This window comes from Mycobacterium simulans (assembly GCF_900232995.1).
Classification (GTDB): Bacteria; Actinomycetota; Actinomycetes; order Mycobacteriales; family Mycobacteriaceae; genus Mycobacterium; species Mycobacterium simulans.
The window spans coordinates 307,647-324,363 of record NZ_OCVX01000003.1 but is presented as its reverse complement, the minus strand read 5'-3'; the positions used below and the strand labels follow the sequence as shown (position 1 = coordinate 324,363).

15 protein-coding genes and 4 pseudogenes are annotated in these 16,717 nt (G+C 63.4%); 4 read left to right on the top strand and 15 right to left on the bottom strand.

Going from position 1 to position 16,717, the window contains the following annotated elements; all coding sequences use genetic code 11:
- Positions 1 to 23: 23 nt before the first annotated feature.
- The 9 genes from MSIMFI_RS02185 to fadD8 form a co-directional block, all read right to left on the bottom strand.
- Positions 24 to 326, bottom strand: a complete 303-nt coding sequence (locus MSIMFI_RS02185) for a DUF3349 domain-containing protein (RefSeq protein WP_191495959.1) — start codon at positions 324 to 326, stop codon at positions 24 to 26.
- 58 nt (positions 327 to 384) lie between these two features.
- Complete coding sequence (locus tag MSIMFI_RS02180) at positions 385 to 675, bottom strand: hypothetical protein (protein ID WP_191495958.1); 291 nt, start codon at positions 673 to 675, stop codon at positions 385 to 387.
- The gene (locus tag MSIMFI_RS02175; protein ID WP_186241570.1) at positions 672 to 1,916 is read right to left on the bottom strand and encodes an inorganic phosphate transporter; all 1,245 of its coding nucleotides are present in this window, start codon (positions 1,914 to 1,916) and stop codon (positions 672 to 674) included. Before MSIMFI_RS02175 ends, MSIMFI_RS02180 begins: the two co-directional genes overlap by 4 nt.
- A 119-nt stretch (positions 1,917 to 2,035) precedes the next feature.
- The gene (locus MSIMFI_RS02170) at positions 2,036 to 2,422 is read right to left on the bottom strand and encodes a VOC family protein (protein ID WP_191495957.1); all 387 of its coding nucleotides are present in this window, start codon (positions 2,420 to 2,422) and stop codon (positions 2,036 to 2,038) included.
- A 51-nt stretch (positions 2,423 to 2,473) separates the two neighbouring features.
- Positions 2,474 to 3,355 (bottom strand): SDR family oxidoreductase, encoded by an 882-nt coding sequence (locus tag MSIMFI_RS02165; RefSeq protein WP_186241572.1) that lies wholly within the window; start codon positions 3,353 to 3,355, stop codon positions 2,474 to 2,476.
- Positions 3,356 to 3,446: 91 nt separating this feature from the next.
- Complete coding sequence (locus MSIMFI_RS02160) at positions 3,447 to 4,349, bottom strand: 1,4-dihydroxy-2-naphthoyl-CoA synthase (RefSeq protein ID WP_186241573.1); 903 nt, start codon at positions 4,347 to 4,349, stop codon at positions 3,447 to 3,449.
- Entirely contained in the window at positions 4,346 to 5,038 is a 693-nt protein-coding gene (locus MSIMFI_RS02155) for a hypothetical protein (RefSeq protein WP_191495956.1), read from the bottom strand. Before MSIMFI_RS02155 ends, MSIMFI_RS02160 begins: the two co-directional genes overlap by 4 nt.
- 5 nt (positions 5,039 to 5,043) lie before the next feature.
- Entirely contained in the window at positions 5,044 to 5,493 is a 450-nt protein-coding gene (locus MSIMFI_RS02150; protein WP_191495955.1) for a nitroreductase family deazaflavin-dependent oxidoreductase, read from the bottom strand.
- Between the two features lie 34 nt (positions 5,494 to 5,527).
- Complete coding sequence (gene fadD8 / locus MSIMFI_RS02145; protein ID WP_191495954.1) at positions 5,528 to 7,135, bottom strand: fatty-acid--CoA ligase FadD8; 1,608 nt, start codon at positions 7,133 to 7,135, stop codon at positions 5,528 to 5,530.
- A gap of 371 nt (positions 7,136 to 7,506) precedes the next feature.
- Here fadD8 and MSIMFI_RS02140 point away from each other — a divergent pair.
- Positions 7,507 to 7,808, top strand: a pseudogene (locus tag MSIMFI_RS02140) (PPE domain-containing protein); the annotation flags it as partial.
- Between the two features lie 682 nt (positions 7,809 to 8,490).
- Positions 8,491 to 9,093: a TetR/AcrR family transcriptional regulator gene (locus MSIMFI_RS02135; RefSeq protein WP_191495953.1), complete on the top strand. Its 603-nt coding sequence runs from the start codon at positions 8,491 to 8,493 to the stop codon at positions 9,091 to 9,093.
- An 18-nt stretch (positions 9,094 to 9,111) separates the two neighbouring features.
- Here the strand turns inward: MSIMFI_RS02135 and MSIMFI_RS02130 are convergent, their stop codons facing one another.
- The 4 genes from MSIMFI_RS02130 to MSIMFI_RS02115 all read right to left on the bottom strand — a co-directional run bounded on the left by MSIMFI_RS02130 (position 9,112) and on the right by MSIMFI_RS02115 (position 13,448).
- A complete protein-coding gene (locus tag MSIMFI_RS02130; protein WP_191495952.1) occupies positions 9,112 to 10,608 on the bottom strand; it encodes a pyridoxal phosphate-dependent decarboxylase family protein in 1,497 nt (498 codons plus the stop codon).
- Positions 10,605 to 11,966 carry an aminotransferase class III-fold pyridoxal phosphate-dependent enzyme gene (locus MSIMFI_RS02125; RefSeq protein ID WP_191495951.1) on the bottom strand — a complete coding sequence of 454 codons (1,362 nt, stop codon included), beginning with the start codon at positions 11,964 to 11,966 and terminating at the stop codon, positions 10,605 to 10,607. Before MSIMFI_RS02125 ends, MSIMFI_RS02130 begins: the two co-directional genes overlap by 4 nt.
- A gap of 2 nt (positions 11,967 to 11,968) precedes the next feature.
- Positions 11,969 to 12,544, bottom strand: coding sequence for a hypothetical protein (locus tag MSIMFI_RS02120; protein ID WP_224770039.1), 576 nt, complete (start codon positions 12,542 to 12,544; stop codon positions 11,969 to 11,971).
- 619 nt (positions 12,545 to 13,163) lie between these two features.
- Complete coding sequence (locus MSIMFI_RS02115; RefSeq protein ID WP_191495950.1) at positions 13,164 to 13,448, bottom strand: hypothetical protein; 285 nt, start codon at positions 13,446 to 13,448, stop codon at positions 13,164 to 13,166.
- A gap of 261 nt (positions 13,449 to 13,709) precedes the next feature.
- Here MSIMFI_RS02115 and MSIMFI_RS02110 point away from each other — a divergent pair.
- Positions 13,710 to 13,949: pseudogene (locus MSIMFI_RS02110) on the top strand (IS256 family transposase); the annotation flags it as partial.
- A 79-nt stretch (positions 13,950 to 14,028) separates the two neighbouring features.
- A pseudogene (locus MSIMFI_RS27700) lies at positions 14,029 to 14,589 on the top strand (PE family protein); the annotation flags it as partial.
- Here the strand turns inward: MSIMFI_RS27700 and MSIMFI_RS02100 are convergent.
- Positions 14,536 to 15,156: pseudogene (locus MSIMFI_RS02100) on the bottom strand (PE family protein); the annotation flags it as partial. The pseudogenes MSIMFI_RS27700 and MSIMFI_RS02100 sit on opposite strands and share 54 nt — an antisense overlap.
- Before the next feature lie 114 nt (positions 15,157 to 15,270).
- On the bottom strand, positions 15,271 to 16,635 hold the full coding sequence (locus MSIMFI_RS02095; RefSeq protein WP_191495948.1) for an FAD-binding oxidoreductase: 1,365 nt from the start codon (positions 16,633 to 16,635) through the stop codon (positions 15,271 to 15,273).
- Positions 16,636 to 16,717: the final 82 nt, after the last annotated feature.

Genomic DNA, 16,717 nt, shown 5'->3' with positions numbered 1-16,717 from the left:
GACGCTGAGCGCATGCAGGACGGCTATGTGTGGTCCTCGCTATCGCGGGCGTTATCGAGGGGCCAGCCCTTGGTGGCCAACCGGGCGCGCACTCGCTCAATATCTTCCGGTGATGGCAGATCGTCGGTGAATTGGGTGATCACCACGCCGATGTCGATCTGGTCGAATTCGCCCCGCTGCATCAATTCGTTGGCCACGGCTAAGACTTCATCGTTTGTCAGGCGGCGTGCCAGCAGGGCAAGCACTGCAAAGGAATCCGTGGGCGGAATGCCCTCCGGATATCCCGCGCGCAGCCACGACACGATCGAGGTTAGGAATCGATTCACGCTGCTACATCTTCCCGTCGGGGCCGTTGACAAACTCTATGTCACGACTTAGTCGACGTTACTTGGGTTTCGCTCCGAGGAAGGCCCAGCCGGTGTGATGCGCAATGAAGTCGCGGGCGATATACAGCACTCCCATGATGACCACAGCAAGAACCAGCGCGTAGATCACCCAGGCGATCGCAACCAGCACCGGGTTCCGGTGCGGTCCGGCGCCGTCAGTGCTGAAATCACCGGCGCCGTCGGCTTGCAGCCGGACCCCGATCGCGAACAGTCCTGGCAGTGCGGCCCCGGCCAGCAAGCTGAACAGCAGGATTTTCAGGGTGGCCTCGTAGTTGAACCAGTCGCTCATGATGCGTTCCCCGCAGTAACCGTGTCGTCGTCGGAGCCGAACTGCGGTGACCGGCTCCCGAATTTAGGGCCCGGACTGGTGGGCGGCTTGTATTCGTCCGAACCTTCGAGCCCGGCCGTCAGGTTGCCTTCCCAGTCGGCGTTGACGTTGTGGTGGTCGACCTTGACCCTGCGCGACCGGATGTAGATGGCAGCAGAGACCGCGACCAACAGCGAGAAGCCGATGATCGCGCCGGGATAGCCGCCGATGAGGTGGACGATCCAATAAGTGATCGCCCCGACAAGGCCGGCCAAGGGAAGCGTGACCAGCCAAGCGGTCGCCATCCGGCCCGCCACGCCCCAGCGCACCTCCCCGCCGGGCTTGCCCAGCCCGCTGCCCAGCACCGAACCGGTGCAGACCTGCGTCGTCGACAGCGCGTAACCGAAGTGCGCGGATAGCAGAATGACCGCGGCAGAGGACGATTCGGCGGACATGCCCTGCGGCGGATGAATCTCCACCAATCCCTTGCCGAGCGTGCGGATGATCCGCCAGCCGCCCAGGTAGGTGCCCAACGCCATCGCGATTGCGCAACTCACGATGACCCACAGCGGCGGCAACGAAGCCGTCCTGCTGACCGCACCGTACGACATCAGCGCCAGGAAGATAACGCCCATCGTCTTTTGAGCGTCGTTGGTCCCGTGCGCCAGCGACACCAGCGACGCCGAGCCGATCTGACCCCGTCGGAACCCGGCGGCGGTGCGCTGTTCAGGGACACCGCGGGTAATCCAGTAGACCAGCCAGGTGGCCGTCGCTCCGACAACCACGGCCAGGAGGGCGGCAATGATGGCCGGAATGATCACCTTGGACACCACGCCTTGCCAGATCACCCCCCGCGCGCCGACGGCGGCGATCGTGGCGCCGACGATGCCGCCAATCAGAGCGTGCGAGGAACTCGAAGGGATACCGAGGAGCCAGGTCAGCAGGTTCCAGACGATGCCGCCGACCAGGCCGGCGAAGACCAGTTCCAGAGTTACCAGGTTGGCGTCGATCAGACCCTTGGCGATGGTGGCCGCAACGGCTGTGGACAAGAACGCGCCGACCAGGTTCAGGACCGCCGAGAGTGCCACCGCTGCCTTGGGCGCGAGCGCACCGCTGGCGATGGAGGTCGCCATGGCATTGCCCGTGTCGTGGAACCCGTTGGTGAAGTCGAATGCCAATGCCGTGATCACAACGATGATCAAGAGGAACAAGTCTATGTTCACAGGCCCTGATTCTGGTGGTAGGGGTATTCCGTTGTCGAACAAAGAAGTAGGCGAAATGCAGGTGTATCGCGACTCGTCGCCAGATGTTACCTATCCGTTCATCTTAGGTTCGTTCGCGTTCACTGTCGGGTGTCCACGCGCAGCGGGTGACCCTTGGGAACCTCGATAAAAATCAGCGTGACGCCGTCCGGATCGGTCACGTGCATCTCGTGCAGACCCCACGGTTCGCGGCGCGCCGCGCGGGCGATCGCTACCCCTCGGCCCTGCAGCTCCGCCTGGGTGGCCTCGAGGTCGCGCACCTGCAGCCACAACGCTCCGGGAAACGGTCCCCGGGAGTGATCCGGCTCGCCGTAACCGGCCAGTTCGAGCAGGGACTGGCCGGCGAAAAATACTGTGCCCGCACCATATTCACGGGCAATTGCCAGTCCGATCTGGTCGCGGTAGAAAATCAGCGATTGTTCATAGTTTGCCGGCCGAAGCAGCATTCGGCTGGCCAAAATCTCCATGATCTCGTGTCTATCACGTCGGACTGCGGCGACCACGTAGGCTCGGCACGCCTATCCGGCCTGGTTGCCACGCCGTCCGAGCAGCGCGTCGACCCACCGCGGACCTACGGTGTTCATCGCCTTGGCCGCAAGAGCGATCCGCGGCGCGATCCGCACCGGCCGGGTACGCGCGGCGGTGATCATCCACTCCGCGGCTTCTTGCGGCGTCAGAGCGGGCAAGCCCTCGTAGGCCTTCGTCGGCGCAATCATCGGAGTCGCCACCAGCGGGTAGTACAGGGTCGTGGAGTGCACGCCCTTTCGGCCCCATTCGGTTTCGACGATCCGGCTCACCGAGGACAGCGCGGCCTTTGATGCGTTGTAGACCGAGAACAGGGGCGAAGCCTCCGACAACACCCCCCAGGTCGCGACGTTGATGATGTGGCCATCGCCGCGCTCGAGCATTCCTGGTGCAAATCCGCGGATCAGCCGCAGCGGGGCGTAGTAATTGAGCACCATGGTCCGCTCGACGTCGTGCCAGCGTTCCAGCGATTCGGCCAGCGGCCGCCGGATCGAGCGGGCGGCGTTGTTGATCAGGATGTCGACTCCGCCTATGCGCTTTTCGACGTCGGCGACGAGCGCGTCGACAGCCTCCATGTCCGAGAGGTCGCAGGGAACCGACATCGCCGTGCCGCCTGACGTCGTGATCCGGTCGGCCACCTCGTCCAGCAGATCCTGTCGACGGGCAACGGCGACCACGGTGGCACCGCGTCGCGCGAACTGCTCGGCGGCGGCCTCGCCGATGCCCGACGATGCGCCGGTGAGCAGGACGCGCTTGCCGGCGAGTTCGATCGGTTTGATGGCGGGTCGATTGATCAGCAGCTGCGGCGAGGCCGGGGGTCGCATGCTGGCCAGCGTGATCTGATCGGCCAACCGACGCAGCGGACTCTTGCTCACGTGGGGAGTCTAAGCGCGGCGCTCTCGCTGAGCGTCACGCTGGCGTGGCGCGCAGCGTTCGGCGCCACGCTGGCGTGACGCTCGGTGGGGCTTAGAAGTACCGCGGGAACGGGCTCCAGTCCGGGGGCCGCTTCTCCAGGAACGCGTCGCGGCCCTCGACGGCCTCGTCGGTCATGTAGGCGAGCCGGGTGGCCTCACCGGCGAACAGCTGCTGGCCCACCAGGCCGTCGTCGAGCAGATTGAACGCAAACTTCAGCATCCGTTGTGCCTGAGGCGATTTGGCGTTGATTTCCGCCGCCCACTGCAGGCCTACCGTCTCCAGTTCGGCGTGCTCGACGACCTCGTTGACAGCGCCCATGCGGTGCATCTGCTCGGCGGTATACGGGCGGCCCAGGAAGAAGATCTCACGGGCGAACTTCTGGCCGACCTGACGAGCTAGATACGCGCTCCCGTAGCCACCGTCGAAGCTGCCGACGTCGGCGTCGGTCTGTTTGAAACGGGCGTGCTCACGGCTGGCCAGCGTGAGGTCACACACCACGTGCAGGCTGTGCCCGCCGCCCGCGGCCCACCCGTTGACCAGGCAGATCACCACCTTGGGCATGAACCGGATCAGCCGCTGTACCTCCAGAATGTGCAACCTGCCGGCGCGGGCGACGTCAACCGTGTCCGCGGTCTCGCCGGAAGCGTATTGGTAGCCGCTGCGCCCGCGGATGCGTTGGTCGCCGCCCGAGCAGAATGCCCAGCCGCCGTCTTTGGGCGACGGACCGTTGCCGGTCAACAGCACCACGCCCACATCGGGAGACATCCGGGCATGATCGAGCACCCGGTAGAGCTCATCGACGGTGTGCGGCCGAAACGCGTTGCGCACCTCGGGGCGGTCGAATGCCACCCGCACCGTGGCGTCGGTGACGTGCCGGTGGTACGCGATGTCGGTCAGATCGGCGAACCCGTCGACGAGTCGCCATTTAGCCGCGTCAAATGGGTTGTCGCTCAAGGCTCTTGGACTCCGTCCTGGTCGATGGTGAGGTTGCCGCAGCTGATCGTCTGCGCGGAGGTCACCGCTGGGTCCTGCGCGGACGTAGCGGTAAGGGTGTCGGACCGCCCAGTTGTTGCCCGGATACCGGTCAAGTCGATTTCGGTGCGTCGCACTGTCCATAGTCTCGTGTTTGCAGGGTCGGGTAGAGCCTGCAGGCCGACCAGGCGGCGGCCGTCGCCGAGATCGCTGCACCCGATCCCGGTGCCGTTACCCGCCAGGTTTTCCAGATCGAACACAAACGGCCGACCGTAGTGGCCGTCGACGACCGTTTGCAGCCGGCAGTCGGCGAACACGTAAAGCCGTGCGCTGCGACCGTCGCTGACGATGACCTGATGACCACCGTTGTCTTGCGCGTCAATAGCCAACGCGCGCATGGGTATTGGACTCGCCGACGAGATTTCCACCGAGGTGTTGTCGCCGCTGGCGGTGGTGATGCCGACGATCCGGTTGGCGCCGTCAGCCCCACGAAACTGCCCGATCCACAGGGTGTCCGGACGGCCGTCGCCGTCCAAATCACCGACTTGCCGCTGGGATACGCCGGCTGGGGGCGCCGCACCGCCAGGCGGGCAGCCGACATCGGAGCGCGCTACCGGAGCCAGGGTCACCCAGGCGGCCGACAAAAGAACCGCTAGCAATATCCGGCGCATTCGAACTACGTCGGATCGAAACGGAAGACGGCGCACCGTCCGGCCAACGCCTCGAACTCTTCGGGGCGACCGTCGCGGACCAGTCCGGCGCGCTTCATGAAGCCGACGCCGGTGGGCACTTCGGTGGGGTATGCGCGCAGCAGCGGCTTGGCATCCTCGGCGGAGAGTTCCACCATCCGGACGCTCTCCTTGGTCCGGCCGCGGGTCAACGTGACTTCGCCTGCCGCCCTGACGTTTTGCACCCAATCCGCGCCCGGAAATCCGCCGACGACATAACGCTTGCCGTCCACCGTCATCGGTGTGATCGGCGTCGACCGGGGAGTACCGGACTTGCGGCCCGGGACCGTCAACACGACGGGGCTTTCACCGCCGAAGCTGATGCCAAGCCGCGACAACTGAATGAAAACCTTGTTCATCGGCTTGAGCCACCATGGTGGTCTGATCCGTTCAGCCATGCTTGCCACAGTAGTCAAGCCCGGCTCGCGCCACCTAGCCCACGGCGCGCTCGGCGCCCTCCCAGAACTGTGCGCGCACCGCCTTCTTGTCCGGCTTGCCCAGCCCGGTCAACGGCAGCGAGTCGACGACCACCCCCCGCTTGGGCGACTGCACCGAACCCTTGCGTTCTTTGACCGCGGCCTGGATCTCGGCGGTCATGGTCGCGATCGAGGCCTCGTCACGGGCAGCGTCGGCACGCAACACCACCACCGCGGTGACGGCCTCACCCCACTTGTCGTCCGGCGCCCCGACCACACACACCTGGGCGACCGCCCCGTGCTCGGCGACAACATCTTCGACTTCGCGGGGGAACACGTTGAAGCCGCCGGTGACGATCATGTCCTTGACCCGGTCGACGATATAGAGGAAGCCGTCCTCGTCCTCGCGCGCCATATCGCCGGTGTGCAGCCAGCCGTCTCGAAACGTTTCGGCCGTTGCTTCCGGCAGATTCCAGTAACCGCCGGCCAATAACGGTCCGCTGACACAGATTTCGCCCGGCTCACCCTGGGGCACCGGTTTGCCATCCTCGCCCAGCAACGCGACGCGCGCGAACAGTGTCGGACGCCCGCACGAGGTCAGTCGCTGCTCGTCGTGATCGCCCTTGGCCAGATATGTGATCACCATCGGTGCCTCGGATTGCCCGTAGTACTGGGCGAAGATTGGGCCGAACCGCCGGATCGCCTCGGCCAGCCGGACCGGATTGATCGCCGAGGCTCCGTAGTAAACCGTCTCCAGCGACGACAGGTCACGGGTGTGCGAATCGGGGTGGTCCATCAACGCATATAGCATCGACGGCACCAACATGGTGGCCGTAATGCGTTGCTCTTCAATGATTCTCAGCACTTCCGCAGGGTCGAACTTGGCGAGCACGATCATTTCGCCGCCCTTGATCACCGTGGGCGTGAAAAACGCCGCACCCGCATGCGATAGCGGCGTACACATCAAGAACCGCGGGTGCTCGGGCCATTCCCATTCGGCTAGCTGGATTGACGTCATGGTGGAGATCGACTGCGCGGTACCCATCACGCCCTTCGGCTTTCCGGTGGTGCCGCCGGTGTAGGTCAGGCCAATGACCTGATCGGGCGGCAGGTCGGCGGCCGCCAGCGGCTGCGGCTCGTACTTGGCCGCCTCCGCCGCTAGGTCCACTACTTGCCCTTTTAGATCAATCAGCGCCTGCGGCACCGGACCGATGGTTAGGATCTGCTTCAGCGAGTCCACCTTCTCCAGCAGTCCCAGCGCGCGCTCGACGAACATCGGGTTGGGGTCGATGATCAGCGAGCTGATGCCGGCGTCGTTCAGTACGTAAGCGTGGTCGTCCAGCGAACCGAGCGGGTGCAGCGCGGTGCGCCGATACCCCCGGGCCTGGCCGGCGCCGATGATCATCAGCACCTCGGGCCGGTTGAGCGACAGCAAACCGACCGCGACGCCGGTCCCGGCGCCCAGTGCCTCGAATGCCTGGATGTACTGGCTGATCCTGTCAGCCAGCTGACCACCGGTCAGAGTGGTGTCGCCGAGGAACAACACCGGCTTGTTCTTGTGCCGCTTGAGCGCGCCCACCAGCAGATGGCCGTTATGAGTCGGATTACGCAGTTCGTCACCCATGAGGGCAAGACTAGAACGTGTTGCAATTTGGGTCGGGCGCGGCCTCGGCTACCGCCACCTCGCTGCCCTGTTCACGCCCGCGATTCCGCGGAAAAGACCAAGATTGAAGGGTCGGGTTCCACGGGTCTACCGGTAGTCACCACACGCCTGGACGGTTTGGACTACTGCGAGCAGCCGCTGTAGGGCGCTGCCGCGGAGATCATCGCGGCCAAATTGCGCACCTTGCATCTTCAAACCGCGACACGTCGCCACAGCTGGTATATGGCCGCTCACTGACGAGCGCTATTGGGAGACGGCCGATTTCGGTTGCGGAAGTGCACCTGGCTGCAATGCTCGCTGATGCGGCGCTTCGGCTAAAGGGGATTGTGGGAATGAATTATCTGGCGCTCCCCGAAGTCAATTCTGTGCGAATGTTCACCGGCGCGGGGTGGGGTCCGATGCTGGCGGCAGCGTCCGCCTGGGGTGGGCGTGCCGATGAATTAAGCTCGGCGGCAGCATCGTTCGGCTCGGTGACCTCCGGTTGACCGCTCAGGCGTGGCAGGGTCCGGCGTTGGTGGCGATGGTGACAGCGGCGGCACCGTACACCGCGTGGTTGAATGCCGCCGCAGCACAGGCTTCGGGGGCGGTAGCGCAGGCCAAAGCGGTGGTCGCTTTTGAGTCGGCGGTAGCAGCGCATCGGAGGAGTCGATTCGCTGTGAATCCTGACCTTTGAGGGTGAATTCAGGGCGCGAAAACCGGCCGGATCCCGTCCTGGACACACGCTGAAAGCCGTGAATTCACATTCGATCTCGAGGCCGGGGTCGATGCTCGAATCGCAAACGATCTTCTGAGGAGGCCGCTACGCGAGATAGGCAATGGTCCGAAATGCATTGTACAGCCGCATAATTGGCAGATCGATAGACTGTCGGCTTGGTGTTGGGATCACTCATCGAGACGGCGGACCTGGCCGATTCGAGTCGCCCGGCGTGCGCTTGTCTCGGCAGGTGTGAAACGCCATTCGCGTCGATCGCGTTACTTTGCCATTTGAGGTAGTCCAGGTCATCAGTGCTGGCATCCATTTGGACCCCACCGCCAGCCCAACTCGAGCATAGCTGCTAGCCGCAATGTCGCTCGACATCCGCACCGGTAGGTTGGTCCGTGGCGCTTACCCAAAATTCCCCTGCGTTGGTTAGTCATTAGCAATGCGACCGCCAATGGCAGCGACAGAAAGAACGTTCAATGCCTTTGTGGTGCATCCGTGCCCGTTGAGCGGCGCTGGTGCGAGGCGGCGGCCGCTTTGATGCGGGCCGAAATCGCAGTCACCGGTCGCGACCGCGTTACCACGCAGGATGGATTCTGCTGCAACGTCGTACGACATGGTGGCGGATGTGCCTCGGCCCGTTAATACCGAGTCTCGCGCCAAACTCCTTGCCGCGGGTCTTCGACTAATCTGCCAGAACGGGGTCAACGCAACCTGCGTCAAGGAGGTTGCTGAGCAGGCCGGTGTACCCAAGGGCTCCTTCTACAGTTATTTCGCGAGCAAGGATGACTTCGTTGTCGGCGTGCTCGAACACTACTGGGCGGAGATGGAACGCCGGTTCGGGCACCTTCTGGATGACGGGCGCCCTCCGTTGGAGCGACTAACGATGTACTTCCGATCCATTGCAGATGATCACGAACGTAACGCGTTCACCATTGGCTGCCTCCTGGGCATTCTCGGACAAGAGCTGGCGGGCTCGAAACCCATCGTGGCCGAGCGCTTACGTGCGATCCTGCTTGGGTGGGAAATCCAACTTGCTTCCGTGTTTGTCGATGCCGACCAGCGTCAAGCGCGCGAGGTGGCCGCGTCGATCATCGAGGCGTGGCAGGGGGCGGTGTTTCGCGCGAAGACCGACATCTCCCGCAAACCGTACATGCGATTCGAGGAGGTCACTCTTCCGCTGCTCGTCGCAATCTGCGATGTCACCACCTTGGCGTAAAAGTGTAGCGTTCGCGGGTCAGAGGCACCCCACCGGTGCAGCTGCGGCAACAGCATTGCCGCAGTGCGCGATTCGCGCTACTAGTTTTCGAGCGGCCGCAGGGGTACACACGGGGTTGACGAAGGTGAGCTTTAGCGCAGCTTCATCGCCGACTCGGGTTCTCCCGACTAGGGCATGATCGGCGCTGGCCAAGCGCTGGCGGATCGCAACGTTGACGAACTCGCGCTGGAGTGGCGAGCTATCTGAGCTTACCCACCGTAGCAGTACGGTATTGGTGGTACAGGGACTAATCAATTCCAGATTAGGATGAGCAGCCACCGCCTCGGCCGCGTCACGTGCCGTCTGCAGGGTGCGCTCGATCATTGCAGAAACGGTGTCCAGACCCAATGAACGCAGTGTTACAAGCACCTTGAGCGCGTCGAATCGACGTGTTGTTTGTAGCGATTTTCCGACATGGTTCAGGGTGTCTAGCAAGTCATCATCCGCGGGATTGAGATAGTCGGCGTGGCTGCCCATGATGTCCAGGTCACTTCTCCTGCGAACCAACAGGGCTCCGCAACTGATCGTCTGGAACAGCAGCTTGTGGAAATCGACACTGATCGAGTTCGCGGCGCTGATGCCGTCAAGCAGGTTGCGGTGATGCTCGGTCAACATCAAGCAGCCTGCGGCAGCAGCATCGACGTGGACCCAAATATCGTGTTCGGCAGCGATTTCAATGGCATCCGCGAGCGGGTCGACTGCGCCGCGGTTGGTTGTTCCCGCGGTCAATACCAGCGCAATTACCCGTTCGCCACAGGCCTGGGAAGCTTTGAGAACCTGCTGCAGTGACCGCGGGTCGAGACGGCCGGCGCTGTCGATGCCGACACGAACGATCGCGTTCGTTCCCAGGCCGAGCAACCGCGCGGCGGTTGCGATACTGAAGTGTGTCTCCTCCGTGCAAGCGATCCGCCAGTTACGCGACTCGAGCGGCAGGCCGTCAGTAGCGATGTCGACCCCCAGCACGCGTGCGGCCAAGTTGTCGCGCGCCAACATCAGGCTCTGCAAATTGGATTGCGTTCCCCCACTGGTGAAAACACCGTCGCCGTCGTGCAAGCCGTAGACGTCGCACAGCCAATCGATGATGGATTGCTCGATGACTGCGGCCGCTGGGCCCTGGTCAAAGGAGTCCATCGACTGATTCAGCGCGCATACGATCGTTTCCGCGGCCAGGCTTGAAATCGCTGGGGGGCAATGCAAATGGGCGACATAACGGGTGTCGGACACCGCGGTCGAGTATGGCACTACTAGCGCGGCAACCTCTTCAAGTACCGGTGACAATCCCAGCCCGCTGCGCGGGATCACCGATAGCGATCGAACAATTTGCCGCAGGGCTTGGGCTCCGTCGATGAGCCCGGGCCGAACGGGGCGTACAGCACTGGCCACGACGTGCGAAGCCGCCTCGTTGACCGATTTGAGGTAGTGGGCGGCCCCAATTTGGGTTAGAAATTCACGCTGGATGGCGACATCGCTGATCATGCAAACTCCGTGAGGCTGTGGGAATCGACGCGACTCTGGACTCGCTGGACAGCGGTGTGGAACCGATCCAGGACATCGCTAATCTCGGCATCGGTTATGGTCAGCGGCGGGAGAAACCGCACCACATTGTTGTACTCACCGCCGAGTTCGACGATCAGTCCCTCCGCCAGACATGCTTGCTGCGCCGCGGCGGCAAGCCACGGGGCGGGTGCGGCGACGCCTCGCGCGTCGTTACCCGCATCGGGGTCAACGATTTCCACTCCAGCCATCAGTCCGATCGTTCGCACGTCGCCGATGATGGCGGCTTCCGTCGCAATGGCGCACAAACCCTGGCGGAGCTGGGCGCCCATGTCGGCAACGTGCCCGGCAAGTCCCGCGCTGGCCGCGTAGCGCAGCACCGCGCTGGCTGCGGCGAACGCCAGCGAATTGCCGCGGAAGGTTCCGGTGAACGCACCCTCGCCCCAGACATCGAATTGGCGCCGGATAACTAGCACAGCAATCGGCACTCCCGAGCCGAGTCCCTTGGAGATCGCGATCATGTCGGGTTCGACATTGCAGTGCTCGAACGCCCATGGCCGACCCGTGCGGTACATGCCGGCTTGCACCTCATCGGAAATGAGGGGTATCCCCCGAGTCGTGGCGGCGCGCCTCAGTGCCTGCGCCCATGCCGGCACTGCCGGGATTACGCCACCTTCGCCCAAGACGAATTCGGTGAGCACAGACGCTGGAGCGCGCAGGCCGCTGTGTGGACTGCCGAACAGATGCTCGAGCGCCGAAATCGCCAAGGCAGTCCCTTCGTTTCCGCCAAGGCTGAAGGGACACCGGTATTCCTGAGGAAACGGCAGAAAGTGGACAGCTGGCGACAAGGCGACCGGTTGATCGCGTAGTCCGCCGCCCGAGCTGACACCGCGGGCCGCCCTGCTGCAGCCATGAAATCCGCCCTGCACCGCGACATGGTCGCGACCACCGGTCGCGATTTCCGCCAGCATCAACGCAGCCTCCACCGCGTTGGCTCCACTTGGCGAGCACAGGTGAACCACACAATCGTCAGCCAGGCCGCGCGGCAATATGGCCAACAAATCCTGCACAAACGCATCGCGCAGGGGATGATGGAAGTCCAGAGTCAAAAGCGGTGCGCCGGAACTCAATGTGCGTTGGATGGCCTCTGTCACCACCGGGTGATTCCAGCCCAACGACATCGCGCCGGCAGCACACAGACAGTCCAGATACCAACGACCGTCAGCGTCACGCACGCGTACCCCTTGAGCCTCTACAGGAATGATCGCCAACCTCCTGGAATAGGTGGAGGCCGAAGACTCGTGACATGTTCGCGTTGGCGACAATGTGGTGTGGGTCATCCTCATTCCTTCCTGTGTCGTGAGCGAGATATCGAATCGCGGCCGGGATAGCTTGGGGCAGCGCGGATGTCGGGTCGCACGAGCAGACCGCCGAACTTTTCGTAGCTGAAGATCGCCAACAGATAGAACACGGCGTCGGAAATCACCTTGGCGGCCACCCATCCGGCGACCGCGTTGCCGAGCATGGTCGGAAGAAGGTAATAGGCAACCGGCCGTACCCCGAGACTGTCAACAAACTCAGCCAGACCAAACTCGACAGCCACGCTGCGTAGTGCAAGTGCGTTGGCCACGACTACCCGCATCGACCCGACGCGCTCATTTAGCTGGCGATACGCCTGTCGGACCGCGGCGAGAAATGCGGTCGCGTAGTACCCGATCGCAGCTCCGAGCGTGCCCGCGAGCGCGCCGGCGACCAGGGAATGGGTGATTGCATAAGCCAGCGCCACTCCGCCGAGTTCTCCTGCGGCACTGACGATCTCGTACGGTAAGTATCGGATTATCCATTCGCGAACCGGATGTCGCGCACCGGGCTGTGCGGCGTCGGATATAGCACGGTGCTCGTTGGCGTCCATGGACATTGCAGCGTCATTCACCAACGACCGATCAATTGCGAACTTGTCACTGAAGTCATACCTCCCCATTGAATGCATGAACCGTCATCCGATTTCGCATCGACGCCAATACAAGCTATATAGAATCACCTTTCCGAGTTTGATTGATCGCGACAAAACAGCGTCGCGTCAAAGATACCTTCTTGGCGGCACCGAATAAATTGGATTTCAACCCTAGTTGGACATCGACTTCCTCAGGCACTCACCATCAATCGCGATCGAGGTACACCGCAACCTGCTGCGATGTCAAAACACGTCAACTAAAAGTTGAATAGCGTTCGGGCGCACACGATTCCGAATGCCACGGTGCGCGAATGAGAGCTGGCTAATACCGACTAGCCCCCGGGCGCCGGCGACGCAAGGCCCCGGGCCTGCGATCAGATGCAACATCGTGTCACCCTCGCCCTCCATGCATCAGAGTCGTTGAACTTAACCGTTTAGTGCTGGTACACCAAGGTAATCTAAACGTCCCATGATCATCAAGGGCCTATCGCCGAAATAAATATTAAGGATGCCGCGAAGGGCCCTAACCATGTCGCCTCGTTGAGGCGCGTCGAGTATGTGAAATAGATAAGCAATCGGTCAACTATTTTCCACCGCTCGATTCGCCACCCACCGGGAGTATCGAGTTGCTAGTGTCGCGTGTTGTTGATTGACTTACGTTTGATTTGCCGAGGAGTTCGTCGGCGGTCTTGGTACAGGTGAACGGCTTGGCGCGGTCGTTGTAGCTATCGATGTAGGTGCGGATCGCGGTTTCGAGCCCGCTGAGGTCAGTGAACGCGCCGCGGCGTGGCTTGGCGTTTCCAGGCTGCGTTCGGCAGGGGTAGAGCTTGTGGATGGTTTCGCTGATGTGAATATCTATGGTATGCAATGCCTTTCATAATGGCGGCAAGGCCGGCGGCTGGTCGATCCCGAGCAGCAGCAAGGAGGCGTTCAAGGCGGTGTTGCAGCCGAAGCTGGCCAAGCCCCGGTCACCGCCGAGGTATGGATCGAAAGTCGTTGCAGCGCTGGTCTTCTGCCGAGCAGTCCTGGCCATGACTGCGGGTAAGCGACTGGCACCGATGCTGGGCGAGCTGGTGGCGATTTTGCGGCGGTTTGGTGAGCTGGTCATCGATGACGGCACCGCCGCCGCATCCTCAGCCGCCAACTGCCCAAGGTGGAAACCTCGCTGCGCGAGGCCGCCGAGGACATCATCGCGTTCGCCGATTTCCCTGTGCTGCAATGGAAGAAAGGCTGTCTGGGTGCTCGTCGAAGCCCACGATGAATGGCAAGTCGCCGACAGACGCTGCCTCTCCGAAAGCACCCGGGTCCTGCTCCAGTCAAATAACAAACCGGTGAAACCGTTGCAGCCACAGCCGTTCTCACGGCATAGTGAACAACCACAGAGCTTCAGGCGAAACGCCCGCTCGACTAACACCATTCCACGGGACGCGACCAGTAGGGAGCCGCAGATGGCGTCTTTTGTCTTCGTTACACCTGATGCTGTGACCGCAACCGTGCGGGATTTGACCGGTATTGGATCGGCGATCAGCGCGGCCAACGCGGCAGCTGCGAGCTCCACGACGCACGTGGTGGCTGCGGCTCAGGATGAGGTGTCGGAGGCTATCTCGGCGTTGTTCGGCACCTACGGCCGGGAATATCGAGCGGTCACTGCGGACGTGGCGCTGTTTCATGAGCGCTTTGTCGGGGCGTTGACGTCCAGCGGGGCAATGTACGCGGCCGCCGAGGCCGCCGGCGCATCCCCGTTGCAGGTGTTAGAGCAGCAGTTTTTGGCGTTGATCAATGCGCCCACCAACGCTTTATTCGGGCGTCCGCTGATCGGCGATGGTGCCGATGGCGGGCCCGGGACCGGGCAGGCCGGTGGTGCGGGTGGGATCCTGTTTGGCAACGGCGGTAACGGAGGTTCGGGGGCAGCCGGACAGGCTGGAGGGGCCGGTGGCGACGCTGGCCTGTTCGGTAATGGCGGATCTGGCGGGGCCGGTGGCGCCGGCGCTGCCGGCGCGGTGGGCGGGGGCCCCGCCAGCCTTGCCCGCGGTTGTTGCTGTGCCGCCGGCCCCACCTGCACCGCCGCTACCGAACAGCCCGGCAGCCCCGCCGGCACCGCCCTTCCCGCCGTCGGCGCCGGCGGTGGAGGTTCCGGACCCGCCGGCCCCGCCGTTGCCGATCAGCCATCCGCCGGCACCGCCGTTTTGCCCCGTCCCCGGGGCGCCGTTGGCGCCATTGCCGATCAGCGGTCGCCCGGTCTGTGCCACAAACTGCGCGTTGACCACGTCGAGCAGACTCTGTAGCGGCTGCGCAGCGGCGGATTCGGCCGTCGCATACGAGCCCGCGCTCCCGGTCAAGGTCTGCACGAACTGCTGATGAAACGCCGCGGCCTGCGCGCTCACGCTCTGATACGCCTGGCCGTGCGCCCCGAACAGTTGGGCGATGGCGATCGAAACCTCATCCTGGGCGGCGGATAGCAGACCCGTTGTCTGGTCCGCCGCGGCGGCGTTGGCCGACTCGAGCGTGGAGCCAATACTGGCCAAATCCGAAGCGGCAGTTGCTAATACGTCCGGCACCGTGCTGACGAACGACATCTTTGGACCTCTCTATGAGTCATGGTTTGATCGCCAGACCGCCGTCGATCTGGTGAGCTTTGGAGAAATGGGCGTTATAGCCCGACCGGCAGCGGACTGCCTTGGTTCAGGTCGCTATGACGCTGGACGAATGTTCTGGTTGATGTGGAACACGTTGCGCGGGTCGTATTCCGCCTTGATCTCGCTGAGTCGGCGGTAGTTCGGGCCGTAGCTGGCGCGGACTCGTTCCTGCCCCTCGTCCATCATGAAGTTGACGTAGGCGGCGCCCGCCGAGTACGGGTGGGTCGCGTCCCAGTACTCGCCCGTCCAGCGCTTCAGCGTCTCCGCGTTGGCCGGGTCGGGATCGACCCCCGCGATGACTTGTGAGAAGTTGACGTCCCGGTGTGCGAACGCGGTGTCGGTTTGCCCGACTCGATGGACCGCGCCGTCGATTGGATACAGATGCATCGTGGAGTGCATGGTGGGCAGTTCTTCGCTGAAGCGGGCGTGGGCCGCCACGGCACCGTCGGCGACAGTCCGGAAGAAGTCACCGCGCCAATACCATTGCAGCCCTTTGGGATACAGGGCATCAAAGCTGGACTGCAGCGCGGGATAGGGAGCCACACCGACGCCGTCCCAGGCCGGCTCCATCTGCCGCACTGGTGCGAATACTTCGTCGGCGCGTGCGGGATCGCCCGTGTAGCACCACACCACAGCGCACGCCTTGTGTAGGTGGAAGGCCTCGGGGAAGGGCGGCGCCGGGGGGACGGTCATGGTTGCGAAGAATCCATACAGATCTTCGTCTTGCGCTGGCATGAAATCCCGGTACCAGCCGAGAATGTCGGTGGTGGCCGAGACCGGCCACGCCGTGGGGCCGCAGATCACGCTCTGCACGGGATGCAGGCGGAACGTAAACGAGGTGACCACACCGAAGTTGCCGCCGCCGCCGCGCAGCGCCCAGAACAGGTCGGGATGCTCGGATTCGGACGCCGTCACCTCGCGGCCGTCGGCCAACACGACCTCGGCCTCCAGGAGGTTGTCGATGGTCAGGCCGTGCTTGCGGGACAGATATCCGTGGCCACCCCCCAGGGTGAGGCCACCGACCCCGGTGCTGGAGATGATGCCGCTCGGTGTCGCCAGACCGTGCGCGTGGGTCGCGGCGTCCACCTGACCCCAGGTCGCACCGCCTTGCACCCGGGCGGTGCGGCGCTCGGGGTCCACTTCGATCCGGTTCATCGGCGACAGATCGATGACAAGGCCGCCCTCGACAGACCCGAAACCGGGGCCGTTGTGGCCGCCCCCTCGCACGGCCACAACTAGGTTCGAGGTCCGTGCGAATTCCAGCGCACCCGCGACGTCGGCGGCGGTTACGCAACGCGCGATCAGTGCCGGCCGCTTGTCGATCATCGCGTTGTGCAGCGCTCGGGCTTCGTCGTATCCGGGGTCATCAGGCAGGATCACCTCTCCGCCCAGCTGGCCCCGAACCTCCGCTGTCGCCATGCGAGTCATCATGCACTGAAGCTATGGGGCGAGGCAGTGGCACGTCATGACCACAACTAGGCATCTTCGGTGGGGCCCGGCA

What these genes read in the sequence shown, in the direction of transcription:
- MSIMFI_RS02150 (WP_191495955.1), bottom strand. Translation starts at nt 5,493, where the DNA reads ATGGCTGAACGGATCAGACCACCATGGTGGCTCAAGCCGATGAACAAG.
- MSIMFI_RS02125 (WP_191495951.1), bottom strand. Translation starts at nt 11,966, where the DNA reads ATGACCCACACCACATTGTCGCCAACGCGAACATGTCACGAGTCTTCG.
- MSIMFI_RS02180 (WP_191495958.1), bottom strand. Translation starts at nt 675, where the DNA reads ATGAGCGACTGGTTCAACTACGAGGCCACCCTGAAAATCCTGCTGTTC.
- MSIMFI_RS02120 (WP_224770039.1), bottom strand. Translation starts at nt 12,544, where the DNA reads ATGTCCATGGACGCCAACGAGCACCGTGCTATATCCGACGCCGCACAG.
- fadD8 (WP_191495954.1), bottom strand. Translation starts at nt 7,135, where the DNA reads ATGGGTGACGAACTGCGTAATCCGACTCATAACGGCCATCTGCTGGTG.
- MSIMFI_RS02170 (WP_191495957.1), bottom strand. Translation starts at nt 2,422, where the DNA reads ATGGAGATTTTGGCCAGCCGAATGCTGCTTCGGCCGGCAAACTATGAA.
- MSIMFI_RS02135 (WP_191495953.1), top strand. Translation starts at nt 8,491, where the DNA reads ATGGTGGCGGATGTGCCTCGGCCCGTTAATACCGAGTCTCGCGCCAAA.
- MSIMFI_RS02095 (WP_191495948.1), bottom strand. Translation starts at nt 16,635, where the DNA reads ATGGCGACAGCGGAGGTTCGGGGCCAGCTGGGCGGAGAGGTGATCCTG.
- MSIMFI_RS02130 (WP_191495952.1), bottom strand. Translation starts at nt 10,608, where the DNA reads ATGATCAGCGATGTCGCCATCCAGCGTGAATTTCTAACCCAAATTGGG.
- MSIMFI_RS02155 (WP_191495956.1), bottom strand. Translation starts at nt 5,038, where the DNA reads ATGCGCCGGATATTGCTAGCGGTTCTTTTGTCGGCCGCCTGGGTGACC.